Below are 15,892 nucleotides of genomic sequence, written 5' to 3' on the forward strand. Positions count from 1 at the left end.
CCGAACGGGACCGGCTCCGCGGTCAGCACCGCTCCGGATCGAGCCGGGTCGTGAGGTAGCCGGTGAGGAGCGCGGTGATCTCCTCCACCGCGTCCGCCCGGTCGACCTCGGGCGGGTCCAGCACGTAGCTGATCGCGAGGTTCTCCACGGTCCGCACCAGCACCCACGCCACCGCGTCCGCCCGGGCACCGCCGGGGAGGTACCCCAGCAGGGCGGTGGTGGCGAGCTCGTCGATGCGGTGCTTGAAGTCGGTGCGGCGGGTGTCGGCGTTCGGCGGCAGCTGCTCGTAGAGCACCCGCAGCAGCCCCGCGTTCTCCTCGAACGCGGTGATCAGCGCGAGCACGTTGCCGCGCACCGCGTCCGGCAGCGAACCACCGGCGAGGTTCGCGACGAACGCGCGCGAAATGCGAGCGCGCAACCGATCGGCGCAGCGGTCCACGACCTCGCCGAGCAGCACGTGCTTGTCCGGGAAGTACTGGTACAGCGACCCGGGGCTGATCCCGGCCGCCGCGGCGATGCGCCCGGTGCTCGCCCGGTCGTAGCCGTGCGCCAGCAGCACGTCGTACCCGGCATCGAGGATGCGCCGCACCATCGCGCGGGACCGCTCCTGGCTGGGTTCGCGCCGCATCGGACGCCGGGCGCGAGCGGACACGGGCACCTCCGAAACGCGAATTGAACGCGAATGAATCTTCGTGTCAGCATCATCGGCATGACCTCACCTGTGACGCAACGCACTCCCGGTGCGGTGTATCCGGACCGGTTCTTCGGCGCGCCCGAGCGTTCCCGGCGGATCGGGCGGGTGCTGCGGCTGGCCGCCCGGGTCGACGAGCTCGACGAGGAACTGGTGGACCGCATCGGGCGGCGGATGTTCACCCGCGACGAGCCCGGGGCGCGGCTGGTGCGCGCCATGGGCCGGGACGTGCCCGCCGAGCAGCGGGTGACGATGGGGCAGTTCGCCCGCGCCCTGGACGACGGGGTGCCGCCGGACGCGCCGGAGGCGTTGCGCGAGTTCTTCGCCGTGGTGGAGCGGACTCCCGACTGGGTCGATCCCGACCTGGTGGAGCGCGGGGCGCGCGCCATCCGCCGGATGGGCCGCAACGTGGACGACGTGCTGCTGCAGCTGTCGCTGATCGGCGGCTACCGGTTCGGCGGGCCGCCGGACCTGCTGGTGGCGACCGGCGGGCTCACCGGGGCGACCGCGATGCGCAGGCTCGGCGAGACGAAGAAGTGGGCGCTGGCCATCAGCCGCCCCGGCGGGATGCGCCGCGACGGCGAGGGATTCCGGCTGACGGTGCACGTGCGCGCCATGCACGCGCTGATCAACCACCGGTTCGAGAGCAACGGCCGGTGGGACGTGCAGCGCTGGGGCCTGCCGATCAACCAGGCCGACCAGGCGGCGACGCTCGGGCTGTTCAACGGCACGCTGCTGCTGGGGGTGCGGGCGCTCGGCTGGCTGGTCACGCCGGAGGAGTCGCGGGCGATCATGCACGCCTGGAAGTACGTGGGCTGGCTGCTGGGCGTGGACGAGGACTTCCTGTTCGACACCGAACGCGAGCAGAACCGGTTCAACTACCACGTGCTGCGCGTGCAGGACGACGTGACACCGGCGGGCGCGGCGCTGTCCGGCGCGCTGGTGGCGGGCCAGCCGACGCTGGGCCGCGGCCGGCTCGCGGGACGGTACGCGCGGCTGCGGTTGCTGAGCATGCTGCGCTTCTTCCTCGGCAAGCAGGACATGCGGGACCTGGAGCTGCCGGTGACGCCGAGCTGGGCGATCCCGCCGATCTGGGCGGCGAACCTGGTGAAATCGGGGCTGCTCGCCCGCAGCCGCCGCGGCCGCCGCTACCTGGAACGCGCCGGGGACCGGTTCGCCGACCGCGACCTGCGGCGCACCTTCGCCGGGGAAAGCCCGGAGATCGGCGCGCTGCCCGGCTGACCCGTCCGCCGCCCGGAACCACTACCCGGCCACGCCAAGCGGCTCCGGAACCGGTGCGCCGCACGACAGGAGGGTCGCAACGGGTGTCCACGTCCCCGCCCGCGACGACCGATACTCGGATCGCCGTTGGCCGCCGGGGGAATCACCGCGCGCTACCGTCCACTGCGGACCGCGCTAGTGGCGGCGGAGGTGGTCGCGGAGCCTGCGGGCCGTGCGGGCCATCAGGTACTCGGCCTCCGGTTGGGTCGCGGCGGGCACCCGGGATTCGGTGAGCGCGGCGATCGCGAACCGGCGCCCGTCGTCGTGCTCGACGACGCCCACCTCGTGCCGCAGGTTCAGCAGCGTGCCCGTCTTCGACGACCAGGTCGTCGCGTCCGAGCTGAAGTCCGGGGCCATCCGGTGCCGCAGCAGGTTCGCGCCGAGCAGTTCCCGCACCCGCTCGGCGACCGGTTCGGCGATCCGGGCGGGCCGCCACAACTCCTGCAGCAGGTCCACGAAGTCCCGCGCCGAACCGGAATTCGCGCGCGACACGTCGAGCTGCGCGAGCGGGTGCCCGCGGTCCGCGGTGCGGGCACCGATGGCGAGCGCGTGCGCCAGGTGCACGTCGGCGGCGGCGAAGCGCTCCGCGGGCGTCTCGGACAGGGCGCCGACCAGGTGCCGGGCGGTGATGCCGCGCAACCCCCACCCCCGCAGCACGCGGGTGACCTCGGCAGGAGAGGTGAGCGCGAACAGCACGTCGGCCGCCACGTTGTCGCTGAGCGCCACCGCCAGGTACATCAGGTCGTCCACCGCCACCCGCGCCGGATGGCGGAACCGGCTCAGGCCGTTCGGCCCGGTGGTGCTGATGGCGCCGGGCCGCACCAGCACTTCGGCGGCACCGTCCAGTTCGCCGCGGTGGATGCGGTCGGCGGTGGCGGCGGCCAGCGGGATCTTGATCAGCGAGGCGACGGGGTGCGCGAGGTCGGCTTCGATGCCGATCTCCTGCCCGGAATCGAGGTCGCGCACCAGGAACGAGCCGCGCAGCCCGCCCTCGTCGAGCTCGGCGAGCAGCTCGCTGATCAGTGCTTCGGCGTTCACCCGTGCTCCCGTCCCCCGTCGTCCACCGCGCCGAGGCAGCGGGCGACCTCCTCGTGCAGCGCGGTGCGCAGCGGGTCCGCGTCGTACCCGGCCTCCGCGGTGATCGCGTAGCCGCGCGCCAGCGGCAGCTCCGCGACCGGGTGCCACCGGAATCCGAATTCGGCGGCCTGCTCGGCCGAGCAGAGCAGCAGGTCCGCCGACCCGAGCACCTCGGCGGCGCCCGCGCTCAGCGACTCTGCCACAGCGACCTGCGCGGGTCGGAGCCCCACCGCGTCCCGCATCCGCAGCACCCGGTCCCGCACATGCGGGACGTCGTCCTCCGGCTGGATCCACACCCGGCGCCGCGGGGAGCGTTCGGCGCGGCCGGCGCGCAGCGAATCCAGGTGGATCGGGCCGCGGTGGCGTTCGGTGGTGCTCCCGACGCCGAGCGGCACCGACCACTCCGCCTCGTCCGCGGGCACGGCGACCAGCGCGGCCCGCACGTCGTGGGTGCGCACCAGGTCCACGCGCTCGGCGGGGTCGGCGCGCCGGAACTCCAGGAACAGCTCGTGGTCGCGGGCCGCCGCGTCCAGTTCCGCCAGGGCTCGGGTGGTGCTGGTGGCGGGGACCGCGAGCCGCACCGGCCGCAGCCGGGCCCGCTTCGCGTCGTGCTCCAGGGCGTCGGCGAGGCGCACCAGCTGCCGGGCGCGCGGCAGCACGTCCCGGCCGAACGGGGTCAGCAGCGCGCGCCGCGCGGAACGGTCGAACAGCCGCTCCCCGAGGTGCCGTTCGAGCGCGGCGATGCGGCGGCTCGCCACCGGCTGCGGGATGCCCGCGGCGGCCGATCCGCCGGTGAAGCTGCCCGCTTCGCTGACGCTGACGAACGCCCGGCACCCGCCCACCAAGTCCACGACCGCAGTATATGCCGATTCCGCATGGAAACCACGGTTCCCGTCTTGGACAGCATGGGCGGGGTGCGGTGAGACTGGGCGCGCCGCGGGCCGCTCCGGCCCGTCGAGCAGTGATGGAAGGGAAGTTCCGTGCTCAAGCAGCGTTTCCACCAGGTCGCGATCGCCGCGCTGGCCGCGCTCACCCTCGCGGGGTGCTCGGGCGGCGCGCCCTCCTCCGCACCCCCGGCCGCGGCGAACGCGGCTACCGCCGCTTCCGCGGTGATCGAGCGGCAGGCCGAGTTCGGCGAGCTGGAGCGGCGGTTCGACGCGCGCCTCGGGGTGTACGCGCTGGACACCGGGACCGGCCGGGAGGTCGTGCACCGCGCCGACGAGCGGTTCGCGTTCGCCTCGACGCACAAGGCGCTGTCCTCCGGCGAGGTGCTGCGGCGCACCTCGCCCGCCGACCTGGACCGCCGCATCACCTACACGCAGGCGGACCTGGTGGAGAACTCGCCGGTCACCGAGCAGCACGTGGCCGACGGCCTCACCTTGCGCGAGGTGATCGACGCCGCGATCCGGTACAGCGACAACACCGCGGCGAACCTGCTGTTCCGAGAGCTCGGCGGACCGGCCGAGCTCACCGCCGCGCTGCGCGGGCTGGGCGACACCACGACCCGCTCGGACCGGACCGAGACCGACCTGAACCGGACCTCCCCCGGCGACCCGCGGGACACCAGCACACCGCGCGCGCTCGCCGCGAGCCTGCGCGCTTACACCACCGGGGACGTGCTGGCACCGGAGCAGCGGGCGCTGCTCAACGGGATGATGGGCGCCAACACGCTCACCGCCGACCTCATCCCGGCCGGGGTGCCCGAGGGCTGGCGCGTCGGCGACAAGTCCGGCGCGGCCGACCACGGCACCCGCAACGACATCGCGGTGGTCCACCCTCCGAACCGGGCGCCGATCATGCTGTCGGTGCTGTCGGACCGCGCGGCGGTGGACGCCGACTACGACGACGCCCTGATCGCGGAAGCCACCAAGATCGCCGTGAACGCCCTGGGCTGACCAAGTCCGAAGTGGACGAACGCAGCAGAACGCTCCCCCCGCCACCAGGCGGGGGGAGCGTTCGCCAATCCCAAAGAAACCAGCCGCTACCAGGATCCCGTCGTCCTTCCTGTCAGCGGCGAAGCCGCTGAGCAGACGACCACCCGAGCAACTCGCACCGCCGCGGGTTTTCAGCGCTTTCCTCGCGAGGACAGCGATTTCTCCTGTGGCGGAGCCACCTGAGAAATCGATCCCGCAGCGAGGAAAGCGCTGAGGTTCCGCCACCCGCCCCTCTCGACGAAGGAGCCTGGAAAACCTCAGCCGGCGAGTTCGCGCAGGCGCGGTGCCACGTCCGCTCCGAAGGTCTCCAAGAACCGCGTCTGGTCCGATCCGGGCGCGTGGAACACCAGGTGGTCGAAACCGGCGTCCAGGTAGGCCTTCACCTCGGCGAGCACTTCTTCCGGATCGGAGGCCACGATCCAGCGGGTCGCGACCTGCTCGATCGGCAGTTCCTCGCCTGCCTTCTCCATCTGCTCCGGGTCGGCCAGGCTGTGCTTGACCTCGGCGGGCAGCGACAGCGGCGCCCAGAACCGGGTGTTCTGCAGGGCGCGTTCGCGGTCCGGGTCGTAGGAGAGCTTGATCTCGATCATCTTCTCCATGTCGGCGGCGTTCTTGCCGCCGGCCTCCGCACCGGCTTCGACCGCGGGCAGCAGCTTGTCGGTGTAGAGCTCCATGCCCTTGCCGCTGGTGCAGATGAAGCCGTCGCCGACGCGGCCCGCGTACTTGGCGACCATCGGCCCGCCCGCGGCCACGTAGATCGGCACGCCGCCTTCGGGGCGGTCGTAGATGGTGGCGTTGGAGGTGCGGTAGTACTCGCCTTCGTAGCTCACCCGCTCTTCCCGCCACAGGGTGCGGATGAGGTCGATGGCCTCGCGGAAGCGGCGGAACCGCTCCTTGAACTCGGGCCATTCGCGGGCGGTCACCGCGGTCTCGTTCAGCGCCTCACCGGTGCCGACGCCGAGCATGACGCGGCCCGGGTACAGCGATCCGAGGGTGCCGAACGCCTGCGCCACCACCGCGGGTTCGTAGCGGAACGTCGGGGTGAGCACGCTGGTGCCCAGCTGGACGCGGGAGGTGCGTTCGCCGACCGCGCTCATCCAGGACAGCGCGAACGGTGCGTGGCCCTGGTTGTGCCGCCACGGCTGGAAGTGGTCGGAGACCATCACGCTGTCCAGGCCGTTCTCCTCGGCCTGCACCGCGAACTCCACCAGATCGCGCGGGGCGAACTGCTCGGCGGAGGCCTTGTACCCGATCTTGATGCTCATGCTGGTTCGCTTACCTCACCCATCGCCACGGTCACGGGAACGTCGTGGCACTCGTCGTTGAACGCCGCGGGCCGGAGCGCCGCCGCGCGGGTCCTCGCTGCGCCGTGCGGGCGCGACGACCTCGAACGCGGTGGAACCGGCGCCGGCCGGTCCGCTGCGGCGGACCTCCGGCGCGGACCGGCCGGTGCGGCACGGCACCGACCTCATCACTCCGCAACCACTTCGCCGTGCACCCTATTCCGCGCGGATCCGGGCATCGCGGCCCCCGGGACGCGGGCCTGCCGGGCGTCACGCGGGCGTGCCGCGGTGTGATCGGCGGGCGGGAACCGGGTCATGGTGGCCTTTCAGCGGCGCCGGGTGCGCGTGTTCGGACAGTGTCACAGGGTGTCACGCGCGGCCGCGCGCGCACGGGCGCGCGCTGTGGAACCGATCACAGCGGACGGGTGGAGATCACCGTCCGCGATCGTGCGGCGACGTCGGGTGGGCGGGCGATACCCGTTGCAGCGGACCGGATCCGCTCCGCGAGCGGGTGCTCGGCGGCTCCCCCGCGAGGGCCGCGGCGCCCGGTGCGCGCCCGGGCGCCGCGGTCGTACCGGCGCGAGGCACCGGAGGAGCCGCCGAGATCCCCGGCCCGTCCCCTGGCGCGGGGGACGAACCGAGCCGACGGGCTCAGCGGTACCGGGGAACCCGCCGGGCCAGCACGATCCCCAGCACGGTGAGCAGCCCGCACAGCACCAGGGTCGCCGACAGCGGGACGGAGGATCCGCCGAGCGAACCGACGAGGGCCAGCGCGCCGATGGGCAGCAGCCCGCCCGCCACGGCGGTGCCGAACGAGATGCACAGCCCGGTGCCGGTGTAGCGGGCGTCCACCGGGAACAGCTCGGACAGCAGCGACGGCACCGCCCCGTTGAACGCCGCGTAGCAGAGGGTGCCGACGAGCATCGCCAGCAGCATCGCGCCGAACCCGCCGCCGTCGATCAGCCAGAACGCGGGGAACGCCCACAGCACCAGCACGATCCCGGACCAGACGGTCAGCCGTTCCCGGCCCCACCGGTCCGCGTACACCGCGAACAGGATGGTCAGCACCACCAGCAGCAGCGAGGCGAGCACCAGTCCGATCTGCACGTCGACGGCGCTGAGCGCAGGCACGTACTGCTTCGTGTAGGCCACCAGCCCGGTCATCAGCACGTACAGGAAGGAGCAGGACGCCGACCACATCAGCGAACCGGCGAGCAGCGCGAGCCCGTGGTCGCGGAACACCGCGCGCACGGTGGGCCGGGCGCTGCGCTGCCCGCTCTCGCGTTCGGCGAGTTCGGCGAGGAACGCGGGCGTCTCCTCCAGGCGCCTGCGCAGCACCAGCCCGAGGGCGATGAGCAGGGCGCTGGCCAGGAACGGCAGCCGCCACGCCCAGGACAGGAACGCCTCTTCGCTGACCCACAGGTTCACCACGAGGATGACCGAGCTGGCCAGCCCGATGCCGAGCACGGTGCCGAGCTGCACGAACGCGCCGTAGAGCGATTTCCGCTTCGCCGGGGCGTGTTCGACGGCGACGAGCACCGCCCCGCCCCACTCGCCGCCGACGGCGAGGCCCTGCAGCAGGCGGCAGACCACCAGCAGCACCGGCGCCCAGAACCCGGCGACGCCGAACGGTGGCAGCAGCCCGATGGCGACGGTCGAGCCGCCCATCACGAGCATCGAGGTCAGCAGCGCGGTGCGCCTGCCGCGGCTGTCACCGAGCTTGCCGAACAGCAGCGCGCCCAGCGGCCGCATCCCGAACGCGACGGCGTGCGTGGCGAGCGCGGCGAGCGTGCCCATCCACGGCGAGGCACCGGGGAAGAACAGCGGGCCGAACACGAGCGCGGCCATGAACGAGTAGATGATGAAGTCGAAGATCTCGATGAGCGTGCCGAGCAGCGAGGACCCGGCGATGCGGGCCGCCGACAACGGCCGTCCTGCGGTGGCGGGTCTGTTCGCGCGCGCCGGTTCCGCGGTCGTTCCGGACATGGGGGTACCGCCTAGGGGTGAGGGGTGGGGAGGGTCAGGCCGCGCGCAGGGCTTCGGCGAAGTCGGCGGCGCTGCCCGTCCCGAGCGCCAGCACGTGGTCCATCGTGGACGGTGCGCGGTCGCCCGCGTTGGCGGTGAACTTCGCGCGGATGTCCTCATCGGACAGCGGACGTTCGGTGTGACCGCGGTTGACGTCCTCGCGGCGGTGCAGGGTCCGGCCGTCGGTGAGCACGATCTCCACTTCGGCCGAATACGCCTGCGGGAAGCGGCTGTTCGGGTCGTCGGCGATCTCGACGCGTTGCGCGAGGCGCAGGATCTCCGGGTCCCCCAACGCGTCGTCGGTGAACTCGGCGAGCGTGAGGCGGTCGCGGGCCAGGCAGGCGCCCGCGATGAACGGCAGGCTGAACTTCGCGTCGTAGTCGTCCTGCGGGGCGCGCTTGCGCTCGATCGGTTCGCACACCACGGCACCGGGCGTGCCGTGGATGAAGCAGCGCACCACGTCGACGTCGGCGGCGGCGAACCCCTCGGCCTGCTTCAGGTGCAGGATCGCGTCGGCGAACGCGTGCGTGAAGTGGCAGCTCGGGTACGGCTTCACCGCGGTGGCCAGCAGTTCCCAGCGTTCACCGAGCCCGTCGAGCGCTTCGGTGGCGTCCCAGCCGTCCTTGCCGAGGTGCGTGGCGTAGAGCCCGTAGCGGCCTTCGTAGACCTGCTCCGGCCCGGGCCAGCCGACCGAGGCGAAGGTGGCGGCGGTGAGCGCGCTGGTCGCCGCCCAGCCGGGGTGCAGCCGCTTGGTCCACGCGCCGTCGGCGAGGAATTCCAGGATGCCCGAGGCCATCGAGCCGACGATGCGCTGCGATTCGGCGATGCCGTCGGCGGGCAGTCCGGCGAGTTTCGCCGCGGCCACCGCGGATCCGAACGCCCCGGCGAGCCCGGTGGGGTGGAAGCCGCCCGCGTGGAAGCCGCCGTGCGCGACGGTGCCCACCCGGGCGGAGATCTCGATGCCCAGCACGTAGGCCAGCAGCAGGTCTTCGGCGGAGCGCTGGTGCTTGATGGCGGCGGCGATGCTCACCGGCAGCGCGCTGGCCGAGACGTGGGTGACCGCGGGCAGGTGCGTGTCGTCGAAGTCGAGGCCGTGCACCAGGACCGCGTTGAGCAGGGCGGCTTCGCGCGGGGCGAGCCGGTCCGGCAGCCCGATGACCGGCTGGTCGCCGGGGCCGAGTTCGGCGGCCGCCCGGCGGGCGCGCCGGGTGAACTCCTCATCGACCGCGGCGAAGGCGACGCCGACGGAGTCCAGTGCGAGGTGCCGTGCGCGGCGCAGCACTTCGTCGGGTACGTCCCGCAGCGTGGTGCGCGCGGCGAATTCCCCGAGCACGTCCGCGATGGCAGGCATGAGCGCCTCCTCGGCCTCGTCATTGATGACCCGGCGGATGCGCGACCGCATCCGGCCCGCACAGTGTGCAACCACACCACGCGCCACCACAAGACAAAAGTCTGACGTTTTCGCCGAGACGGTCCGCGGAGTCCTCGGAGGACTAGTCCTCCATGCGCTCGTAGAGCGGCTTGAGACCCAGGAGGTGTTCGCGCACCAGGGTTTCGGCGATGTCGGCCTCGCCGCCCGCGACGGCCTCGTAGATCTTCACGTGGTCCTCGTCGATGCCGTCCCAGGCGGGACGGGAGATCCGGTCCCGGTGCATCCGGCCGCGCAGCACCGCGTTGATCGGGCTGCACATCACGTGCAGCAGCGGGTTCCCGCTGATCGACACCAGCGTGGTGTGGAAGTCCCAGTGCACGGTGAAGCCCTCGTCCGGATCGAGGTGCCCGGTGCCTTCGACGGTCCGGCGCAGCTCCGCGAGGCCGTCCTCGTCCGCGCGCTCGGCGGCCAGGCGCGCGGCGTTCGGCTCCAGCAGCAGCCGCGCCTCGATGAGGTTGTCCACCGTCATGCCGCGCGAGTTGACCAGCAATCCCAGGCTGCCGCCGAGGTTGTCGGCGATGAGCCCGGCGTCCGGGGCGGCCACGAAGCTGCCGCCGGTGACGCCGCGGGTGGTGTCGATCAGGTGCTGGCTGGCGAGCTGGCGCAGCGCTTCGCGCACGGTGCTGCGGCTGACGCCGAACATGCTCCCGAGCTCGGTCTCGCTGGGCAGGCGCGAACCGGAGGGCAGCGCGCCGCTGACGATCTGGTCGCGCAGCTGCTCGGCGACCTGCCGGTACGCCGCCTGCACCGGGCGCACCCGCAGCTTCGCGGATTCGCCGCCTCCTGACCGGGTGGCCGCCATGATGCCTCGCTCCTCGTCGCGCCGGACCGAGTTCCCCGGACCGCTCACGGTCAGCGTACGGGACGGCACCGGACCGGCGAGAACACTCGGAACTCAATTGTCTGACGTATTGCGCGGGACTGCTCGGCGACCGCATACTCCGAGGCGTTCCCGGCGCGGCGGCCGACCGCCGGTCCGCGTCCGCGACAGGCACGAACAGGAGGTGCGGCGGTGGCCGTGCACGGAGGTCAGCAAGGGCGCTACTTCGAGGACTTCGTCGTCGGAGACATCTACCGGCACCCGCTGGGGCGCACCATCAGCGAGGCGGACAACACCTGGTTCACCCTGCTCACGATGAACACGCACCCGGCGCACTTCGACGCGCACTACGCGTCCAAGACGCCGTTCGAGAAGGTGCTGGTCAACTCGGGGCTCACCATCGCGATGCTGCTGGGACAGAGCGTCAGCGACATCAGCCAGCGAGCGGCGGCGAACCTGGCGATGAACAACATCCAGCTCACCCACCCCGTCTACGTCGGCGACACCCTCTACGGGGAGTCGATCTGCACCGGCAAGCGGGAATCGAAGTCGCGCCCGTACGCGGGCCTGGTCAACGTGCACACCCGCGCGCTCAACGCCGACGGCGACGAATGCCTGTCGTTCGACCGCACCGTGCTGATCTACAAGCGGGACCAGGCCGAGGCCATCGATTCCTTCCCCACCGCCAAGAACGGCCCGCTGTCGCTGGACGACGACGGAGGTGCGCGATGAACCGGCTGCCGCTGGCCGACGTGCGCATCCTCGCCGTCGAGCAGTACGGCGCGGGGCCGTTCGGCTCGGTGCACCTGGCGGACCTGGGCGCGGAGGTCATCAAGATCGAGGACCCGCGGTTCGGCGGCGACGTCGGCAGGCTCACCCCGCCGTACGCGGAGGACGGCGATTCGCTGTTCTTCGAGGCGTTCAACCGGAACAAGCGCTCCGTGGTGCTCGACCTCACCAGCCCCGCGGGCCGCGAGGTCTTCGAGAAGCTGGTGGGCGTCAGCGACGCGGTGTACTCGAACCTGCGCGGCGACGTCCCCGCGAAGATGGGCATCCGCTACGAGGACCTCAAGCACCTCAACCCGCAGATCGTGTGCTGCTCGCTGTCCGGCTACGGCATGACCGGCCCGCGCGCGAAGCAGCCCGGCTACGACTACATGCTGCAGGGCCTGGCCGGCTGGATGTCGGTGACCGGCGAACCGGACGGCCCGCCCACCAAGTCCGGACTGTCCATGGTGGACTACTCGGGCGGCCTGGTGGCGGCGATCTCGCTGCTGTCGGCGATCCACGGCGCGCGCCGCGACGGCGTCGGCTCGGACTGCGACGTGAGCCTGTACGACACGGCGATCGGCATGCTCACCTACCTCGCGACCTGGCACCTCAACGCCGAGTTCGAACCGAAGCGCACGCACCACTCGGCGCACCCGAGCCTGGTGCCGTTCCAGAACTTCCCCACCGCCGACTCGTGGATCGTGATCGGCTGCGCGAAGCAGAAGTTCTGGGAGAAGTTCGTCGACGTGCTCGGTTCCCCCGCGTGGGCGGCCGAGGCGCGGTTCGCCACCACCTCGGACCGCTACGAGAACTCCGCGGACTGCGTGCGGCTCATCGAGCAGGAGCTGGCGCGCCGCGGCACGGCCGAGTGGCTGGAACTGCTGGAGGCCGCCGGAGTCCCGTGCGCCCCGATCAACTCGATCCCGCAGGCGCTGCGCGAGGAGCACACCGCGGCCCGCGGCATGGTGGTCACCACCGAGCACCCGCGGTTCGGCGAGGTCAAGCAGGTCGCCTCCCCGGTGCGCGCGGGCGAACCCAGGACCGACCACCAGCGCGCCCCGTTCCTCGGCGAGCACACGTCGTCCACATTGGACGAACTGCTCGGCCTGGACGCGGACGAATTCCGGCGGCTGGCCGGAGAAGGCGCTTTCGGAACAGGAGGAGACGCGCCGTGGATTTCGAGCTGAACGAGGACCAGGCCCAGTTCCAGCAGGTCCTGCGGGACTTCGTGGACTCGGAGATCGTGCCGGTCGCGCAGGAGTGGGAGCACGCGGGCCGCTACCCCACCGAGATCGTGGCGAAGATGGCCGAACTCGGCCTGTTCGGCCTGCTCATCCCCGAGGAGTACGGCGGGGTGGACGCGGACTTCGTCACCTTCACCCTCGTGTTCGAGGAGATCGCGCGCGGCTGGATGGGCGTCGCCGGCATCCTCGGCAGCCACTCGGTGTCCACCTGGATGATCAACCGGCACGGTACCGAGGAGCAGAAGCGGCAGTACCTGCCGGACCTGGCCACCGGCGCCCGCCGCACCGGCATCGCGCTCACCGAACCGGACGCGGGCACCGACCTGCAGGGCATCCGCACCACCGCCGAGCGCGACGGCGACCACTACGTCATCAACGGCAGCAAGATGTGGATCACCAACGCGCGGTACGCCGATCCGCTGCCGGTGCTGGTGAAGACCGACCGCACCGCCTCGCCCGCGCACAAGGGCATGAGCGTGCTGCTCGTCGACGCGGACACGCCCGGGTTCACCGTCACCAAGGACATCCCGAAGCTCGGCTACAAGGGCACCGAATCCTGCGAGGTCGTGTTCGAGGACGTGCGGGTACCGGCGGCGAACCTGCTCGGCGGCGTCGAAGGGCGCGGGATGCAGCAGGTGCTCTCGGCGCTGGAGACCGGGCGGCTCAACATCGCCGGGCGCAGCCTCGGCATCGCGCAGCGCTCCTACGACGAGGCGCTGTCCTACGCGGGTGAGCGCAAGGCCTTCGGGAAACCCATCGCCGAGTTCCAGGCCATCCAGATCCGCATCGCCGAGATGGCCACCCAGTTGCAGGCCGCGCGGCTGCTGTCCTACTGGTCGGCCAGCAAGCTCGACCGCGGCGAACGCGCCGACCTGGAGACCGGGATGGCGAAGCTGTTCGCCTCCGAAGTCGCGCTGCAGGCCGCGCAGGACTCGATGCGGGTGCACGGCGGCTACGGCTACTCGGCGGAGTTCGAGATCGAACGGCTCTACCGCGACTCGATCCTGATGACCATCGGTGAGGGCACCAGCGACATCATGCGCACCGTCATCGCGAAATCCCTCTCCGCCGGGAAGGGGAAGGTCGGATGGTGAGCACGCGCAGCTGGCTGTTCTGCCCCGCCGACCGCCCCGACCGGCTGCGCAAGGCCGTCGACGCCGCCGACGCGGCCGTCGCCGACCTGGAGGACGCGGTGCACGTCGACGGCAAGGCCGCCGCCCGAGAACAGCTCGTCGCGGTGCTGCGCGAGGACCCGGCGCGGGCCGGCCGGATCTGGGTGCGGATCAACAACGACGAGCACCTGGACGCCGACCTCGCCGCGCTGGCCGACGCGCCCGTCGCGGGGATCGTGGTGCCCAAGGCCGAACCGGAGGTGCTGCGGGCCGTCTCCGCGCGCGCCACCGTCCCACTGCTCGCGCTGGTCGAGACCGCGCACGGGCTGTGGCGGGCGTGGGAATCGGCGGCGGTGCCGCGAGTGCAGGCGCTCACCCTCGGCGAGTACGACCTGGCCGACGAGCTCGGCACCTGCTCACCGGAGGTGGACGCGGAACCGCTGCACTGGGCGCGGTCCCGCGTCGTGGCCGCCGCGGCCGCCGCCGGTCTCGACCCGCCGCCCGCACCCGTGTCCGCGGAACTCGCCGACCCCGACGCGTACCTCGCGGGCACCGCGCGGCTGCAGCGGTTCGGCTTCTTCGGCCGGATGTGCATCCACCCGAAGCAGGTGGCGCAGGTGCACGCCGCGCTGCGCCCCGCCGCCGACGAGGTGGACCGGGCGCGGCGGGTGGTGCGGGCCGCCGACGCCGCCGAGCAGGACGGGCAGGCCGTGCTCGTGGTGGACGGCCGCATGATCGACGCACCGGTGGTGCGCCGCGCGCGGCGCGTCCTCGAACTGGCCGCCGCCCCGGATCACGGGTAGGCGCGACGTTCCAGCAACGGGGTGAGCCGGTGGTCCACCAGGTCGCGCATCACCAGCGCCGTATCGGTGCGCTCCACGCCGGGGATCGCCAGCACCTGCCCGGCGATCCGGTACAGGTCGTCGGTGTCGCGGGCGACGACCTGCACGAACAGGTCGGCGGGGCCGCTGATCCCGGCCACCTCCAGCACTTCGGGGATGGCCCGCAGCTCCGCGGCCACCGGGCCCAGCACGCTCTGGGTGACCTGCACCGTCATCAGCGCGCGCAGCGGGTAGCCGAGGGCGCGGGGATCGACGCGCCGCTCGAACGAGCCGAGCACGCCCCGCTCCTCCAGCCGGTTCACCCTGCTCTGCACGGTGTTGCGGGACAGGCCGGTGTCCGCGGCGAGCGCGCTGATCGTGGCGCGCGGCGTGCGGGCCAGCGCCAGCAGCAGCCGGGCGTCCACGGCGTCGACCTGGTCCTGACTTGGCACCTTGCTCAGCCCCTTCCGGACGATCACGGGCGGACTTGAGCATTCTGCTGCATCGTGCCGCGCTGACTTGTGCAGAAAACGAAGTGTTGGTGGAGTTCCCACCATTCATGCCCAGCGGTGGCCGCCGAGCCACCCGGTTCACGAGGAGTTCGACCGATGGCCGACGACGCAGTCGCCCAGCACCGCGCGACGCGCGAGGACGCCGCGCTCGCCGAGATCGAGCGGCGGGTGCTGTGGCTGTCCACCGCGATCATCCACGAGGCGAACCGGAACCGGCCCAACCCGTCCGGGCTGAAGGTCGGCGGGCACCAGGCGTCCTGCGCCTCGATGGTGTCGATCATGACGGCGCTGTGGTTCCACGAGCTCGGGCCCGACGACCGGGTGTCGGTGAAGCCGCACGCCTCCCCCGTGCTGCACGCCATCAACTACCTCATCGGGGAGCTCGACGAGCGCTACCTGCCGACGCTGCGCGAGTTCGGCGGCCTGCAGAGCTACCCGAGCCGCTCCAAGGACCCCGACCCGGTCGACTACTCCACCGGGTCCGTCGGCATCGGCGCCACCGCCCCGATCTGGGGTGCGCTGGCCCGCCGCTACGTCCGCTCCACCACCGGGGGCGGCGGCACCGGACGGCAGTTCTCCCTGGTCGGGGACGCCGAACTGGACGAGGGCGCGGTGTGGGAGGCGCTGCTGGATCCGGCCGTCGCCGAGCTCGGCGAACTCGTGTGGGTCGTCGACCTCAACCGGCAGTCCCTGGACCGGGTGGTGCCGAACATCGCCGCCGGGCGGCTGCGCGGCATGTTCGCCGCCGCGGGCTGGCAGACGCTGGAGCTCAAGTACGGGCGGCTGCTGGAAGAGCTGTTCGCCTGCCCCGGCGGAGCCGCGCTGCGGGACCGCATCGACACCATGACGAACCCCGAGTACCAGCGGCTGCTGCGCTGCGACGCCGGGC

14 protein-coding genes and 1 pseudogene are annotated in these 15,892 nt (G+C 72.2%); 7 read left to right on the forward strand and 8 right to left on the reverse strand.

The features are described 5' to 3' along the window. Positions 1 to 22: 22 nt before the first annotated feature. Positions 23 to 652: a TetR/AcrR family transcriptional regulator gene (locus ABZ805_RS16615; RefSeq protein ID WP_358440543.1), complete on the reverse strand. Its 630-nt coding sequence runs from the start codon at positions 650 to 652 to the stop codon at positions 23 to 25. A 57-nt stretch (positions 653 to 709) separates the two neighbouring features. On the opposite strand from ABZ805_RS16615, the gene ABZ805_RS16620 reads away from it, so the two are divergent. Further along, positions 710 to 1,933, forward strand: a complete 1,224-nt coding sequence (locus tag ABZ805_RS16620) for an oxygenase MpaB family protein (RefSeq protein ID WP_358440545.1) — start codon at positions 710 to 712, stop codon at positions 1,931 to 1,933. Between the two features lie 174 nt (positions 1,934 to 2,107). Here the strand turns inward: ABZ805_RS16620 and ABZ805_RS16625 are convergent, their stop codons facing one another. Continuing rightward, entirely contained in the window at positions 2,108 to 3,010 is a 903-nt protein-coding gene (locus tag ABZ805_RS16625; protein ID WP_358440548.1) for a serine hydrolase, read from the reverse strand. Then, positions 3,007 to 3,900, reverse strand: a complete 894-nt coding sequence (locus tag ABZ805_RS16630) for a LysR family transcriptional regulator (protein WP_358440550.1) — start codon at positions 3,898 to 3,900, stop codon at positions 3,007 to 3,009. Before ABZ805_RS16630 ends, ABZ805_RS16625 begins: the two co-directional genes overlap by 4 nt. 129 nt (positions 3,901 to 4,029) lie before the next feature. On the opposite strand from ABZ805_RS16630, the gene bla reads away from it, so the two are divergent. Continuing rightward, positions 4,030 to 4,944 (forward strand): class A beta-lactamase, encoded by a 915-nt coding sequence (bla, locus tag ABZ805_RS16635; RefSeq protein WP_358440553.1) that lies wholly within the window; start codon positions 4,030 to 4,032, stop codon positions 4,942 to 4,944. 296 nt (positions 4,945 to 5,240) lie between these two features. On the opposite strand, the gene fgd is transcribed toward bla, so the two are convergent. The 4 genes from fgd to ABZ805_RS16655 all read right to left on the reverse strand — a co-directional run bounded on the left by fgd (position 5,241) and on the right by ABZ805_RS16655 (position 10,525). Continuing rightward, positions 5,241 to 6,248 carry a glucose-6-phosphate dehydrogenase (coenzyme-F420) gene (fgd, locus tag ABZ805_RS16640; protein ID WP_358440556.1) on the reverse strand — a complete coding sequence of 336 codons (1,008 nt, stop codon included), beginning with the start codon at positions 6,246 to 6,248 and terminating at the stop codon, positions 5,241 to 5,243. Positions 6,249 to 6,917: 669 nt separating this feature from the next. After that, entirely contained in the window at positions 6,918 to 8,252 is a 1,335-nt protein-coding gene (locus tag ABZ805_RS16645) for an MFS transporter (protein WP_358440559.1), read from the reverse strand. A gap of 34 nt (positions 8,253 to 8,286) precedes the next feature. Then, positions 8,287 to 9,642, reverse strand: a complete 1,356-nt coding sequence (locus ABZ805_RS16650; protein ID WP_358440562.1) for an MmgE/PrpD family protein — start codon at positions 9,640 to 9,642, stop codon at positions 8,287 to 8,289. 142 nt (positions 9,643 to 9,784) lie between these two features. Then, on the reverse strand, positions 9,785 to 10,525 hold the full coding sequence (locus ABZ805_RS16655; RefSeq protein WP_358440565.1) for a FadR/GntR family transcriptional regulator: 741 nt from the start codon (positions 10,523 to 10,525) through the stop codon (positions 9,785 to 9,787). Between the two features lie 210 nt (positions 10,526 to 10,735). Here ABZ805_RS16655 and ABZ805_RS16660 point away from each other — a divergent pair, with 210 nt between their 5' ends. Genes ABZ805_RS16660 through ABZ805_RS16675 form a run of 4 tightly spaced genes read left to right on the forward strand, consistent with a single transcriptional unit; the run spans position 10,736 to position 14,473 of the window. Beyond that, a complete protein-coding gene (locus ABZ805_RS16660) occupies positions 10,736 to 11,275 on the forward strand; it encodes a MaoC family dehydratase (protein WP_358440567.1) in 540 nt (179 codons plus the stop codon). Next, entirely contained in the window at positions 11,272 to 12,501 is a 1,230-nt protein-coding gene (locus ABZ805_RS16665) for a CoA transferase (protein WP_358440570.1), read from the forward strand. The genes ABZ805_RS16660 and ABZ805_RS16665 overlap by 4 nt, the downstream gene beginning before the upstream one ends. Beyond that, positions 12,486 to 13,652, forward strand: coding sequence for an acyl-CoA dehydrogenase family protein (locus ABZ805_RS16670; RefSeq protein WP_358440572.1), 1,167 nt, complete (start codon positions 12,486 to 12,488; stop codon positions 13,650 to 13,652). Before ABZ805_RS16665 ends, ABZ805_RS16670 begins: the two co-directional genes overlap by 16 nt. Beyond that, on the forward strand, positions 13,646 to 14,473 hold the full coding sequence (locus tag ABZ805_RS16675; RefSeq protein ID WP_358440575.1) for an aldolase/citrate lyase family protein: 828 nt from the start codon (positions 13,646 to 13,648) through the stop codon (positions 14,471 to 14,473). Before ABZ805_RS16670 ends, ABZ805_RS16675 begins: the two co-directional genes overlap by 7 nt. On the opposite strand, the gene ABZ805_RS16680 is transcribed toward ABZ805_RS16675, so the two are convergent. Next, positions 14,464 to 14,970 carry an Lrp/AsnC family transcriptional regulator gene (locus tag ABZ805_RS16680; protein WP_358440578.1) on the reverse strand — a complete coding sequence of 169 codons (507 nt, stop codon included), beginning with the start codon at positions 14,968 to 14,970 and terminating at the stop codon, positions 14,464 to 14,466. The two genes, ABZ805_RS16675 and ABZ805_RS16680, sit on opposite strands and share 10 nt — an antisense overlap. A 129-nt stretch (positions 14,971 to 15,099) precedes the next feature. On the opposite strand from ABZ805_RS16680, the pseudogene ABZ805_RS16685 reads away from it, so the two are divergent. Further along, positions 15,100 to 15,892: pseudogene (locus ABZ805_RS16685) on the forward strand (pyruvate dehydrogenase); the annotation flags it as partial.

The organism is Saccharopolyspora sp. NPDC047091, assembly GCF_040643635.1.
GTDB lineage: Bacteria > Actinomycetota > Actinomycetes > Mycobacteriales > Pseudonocardiaceae > Saccharopolyspora_C.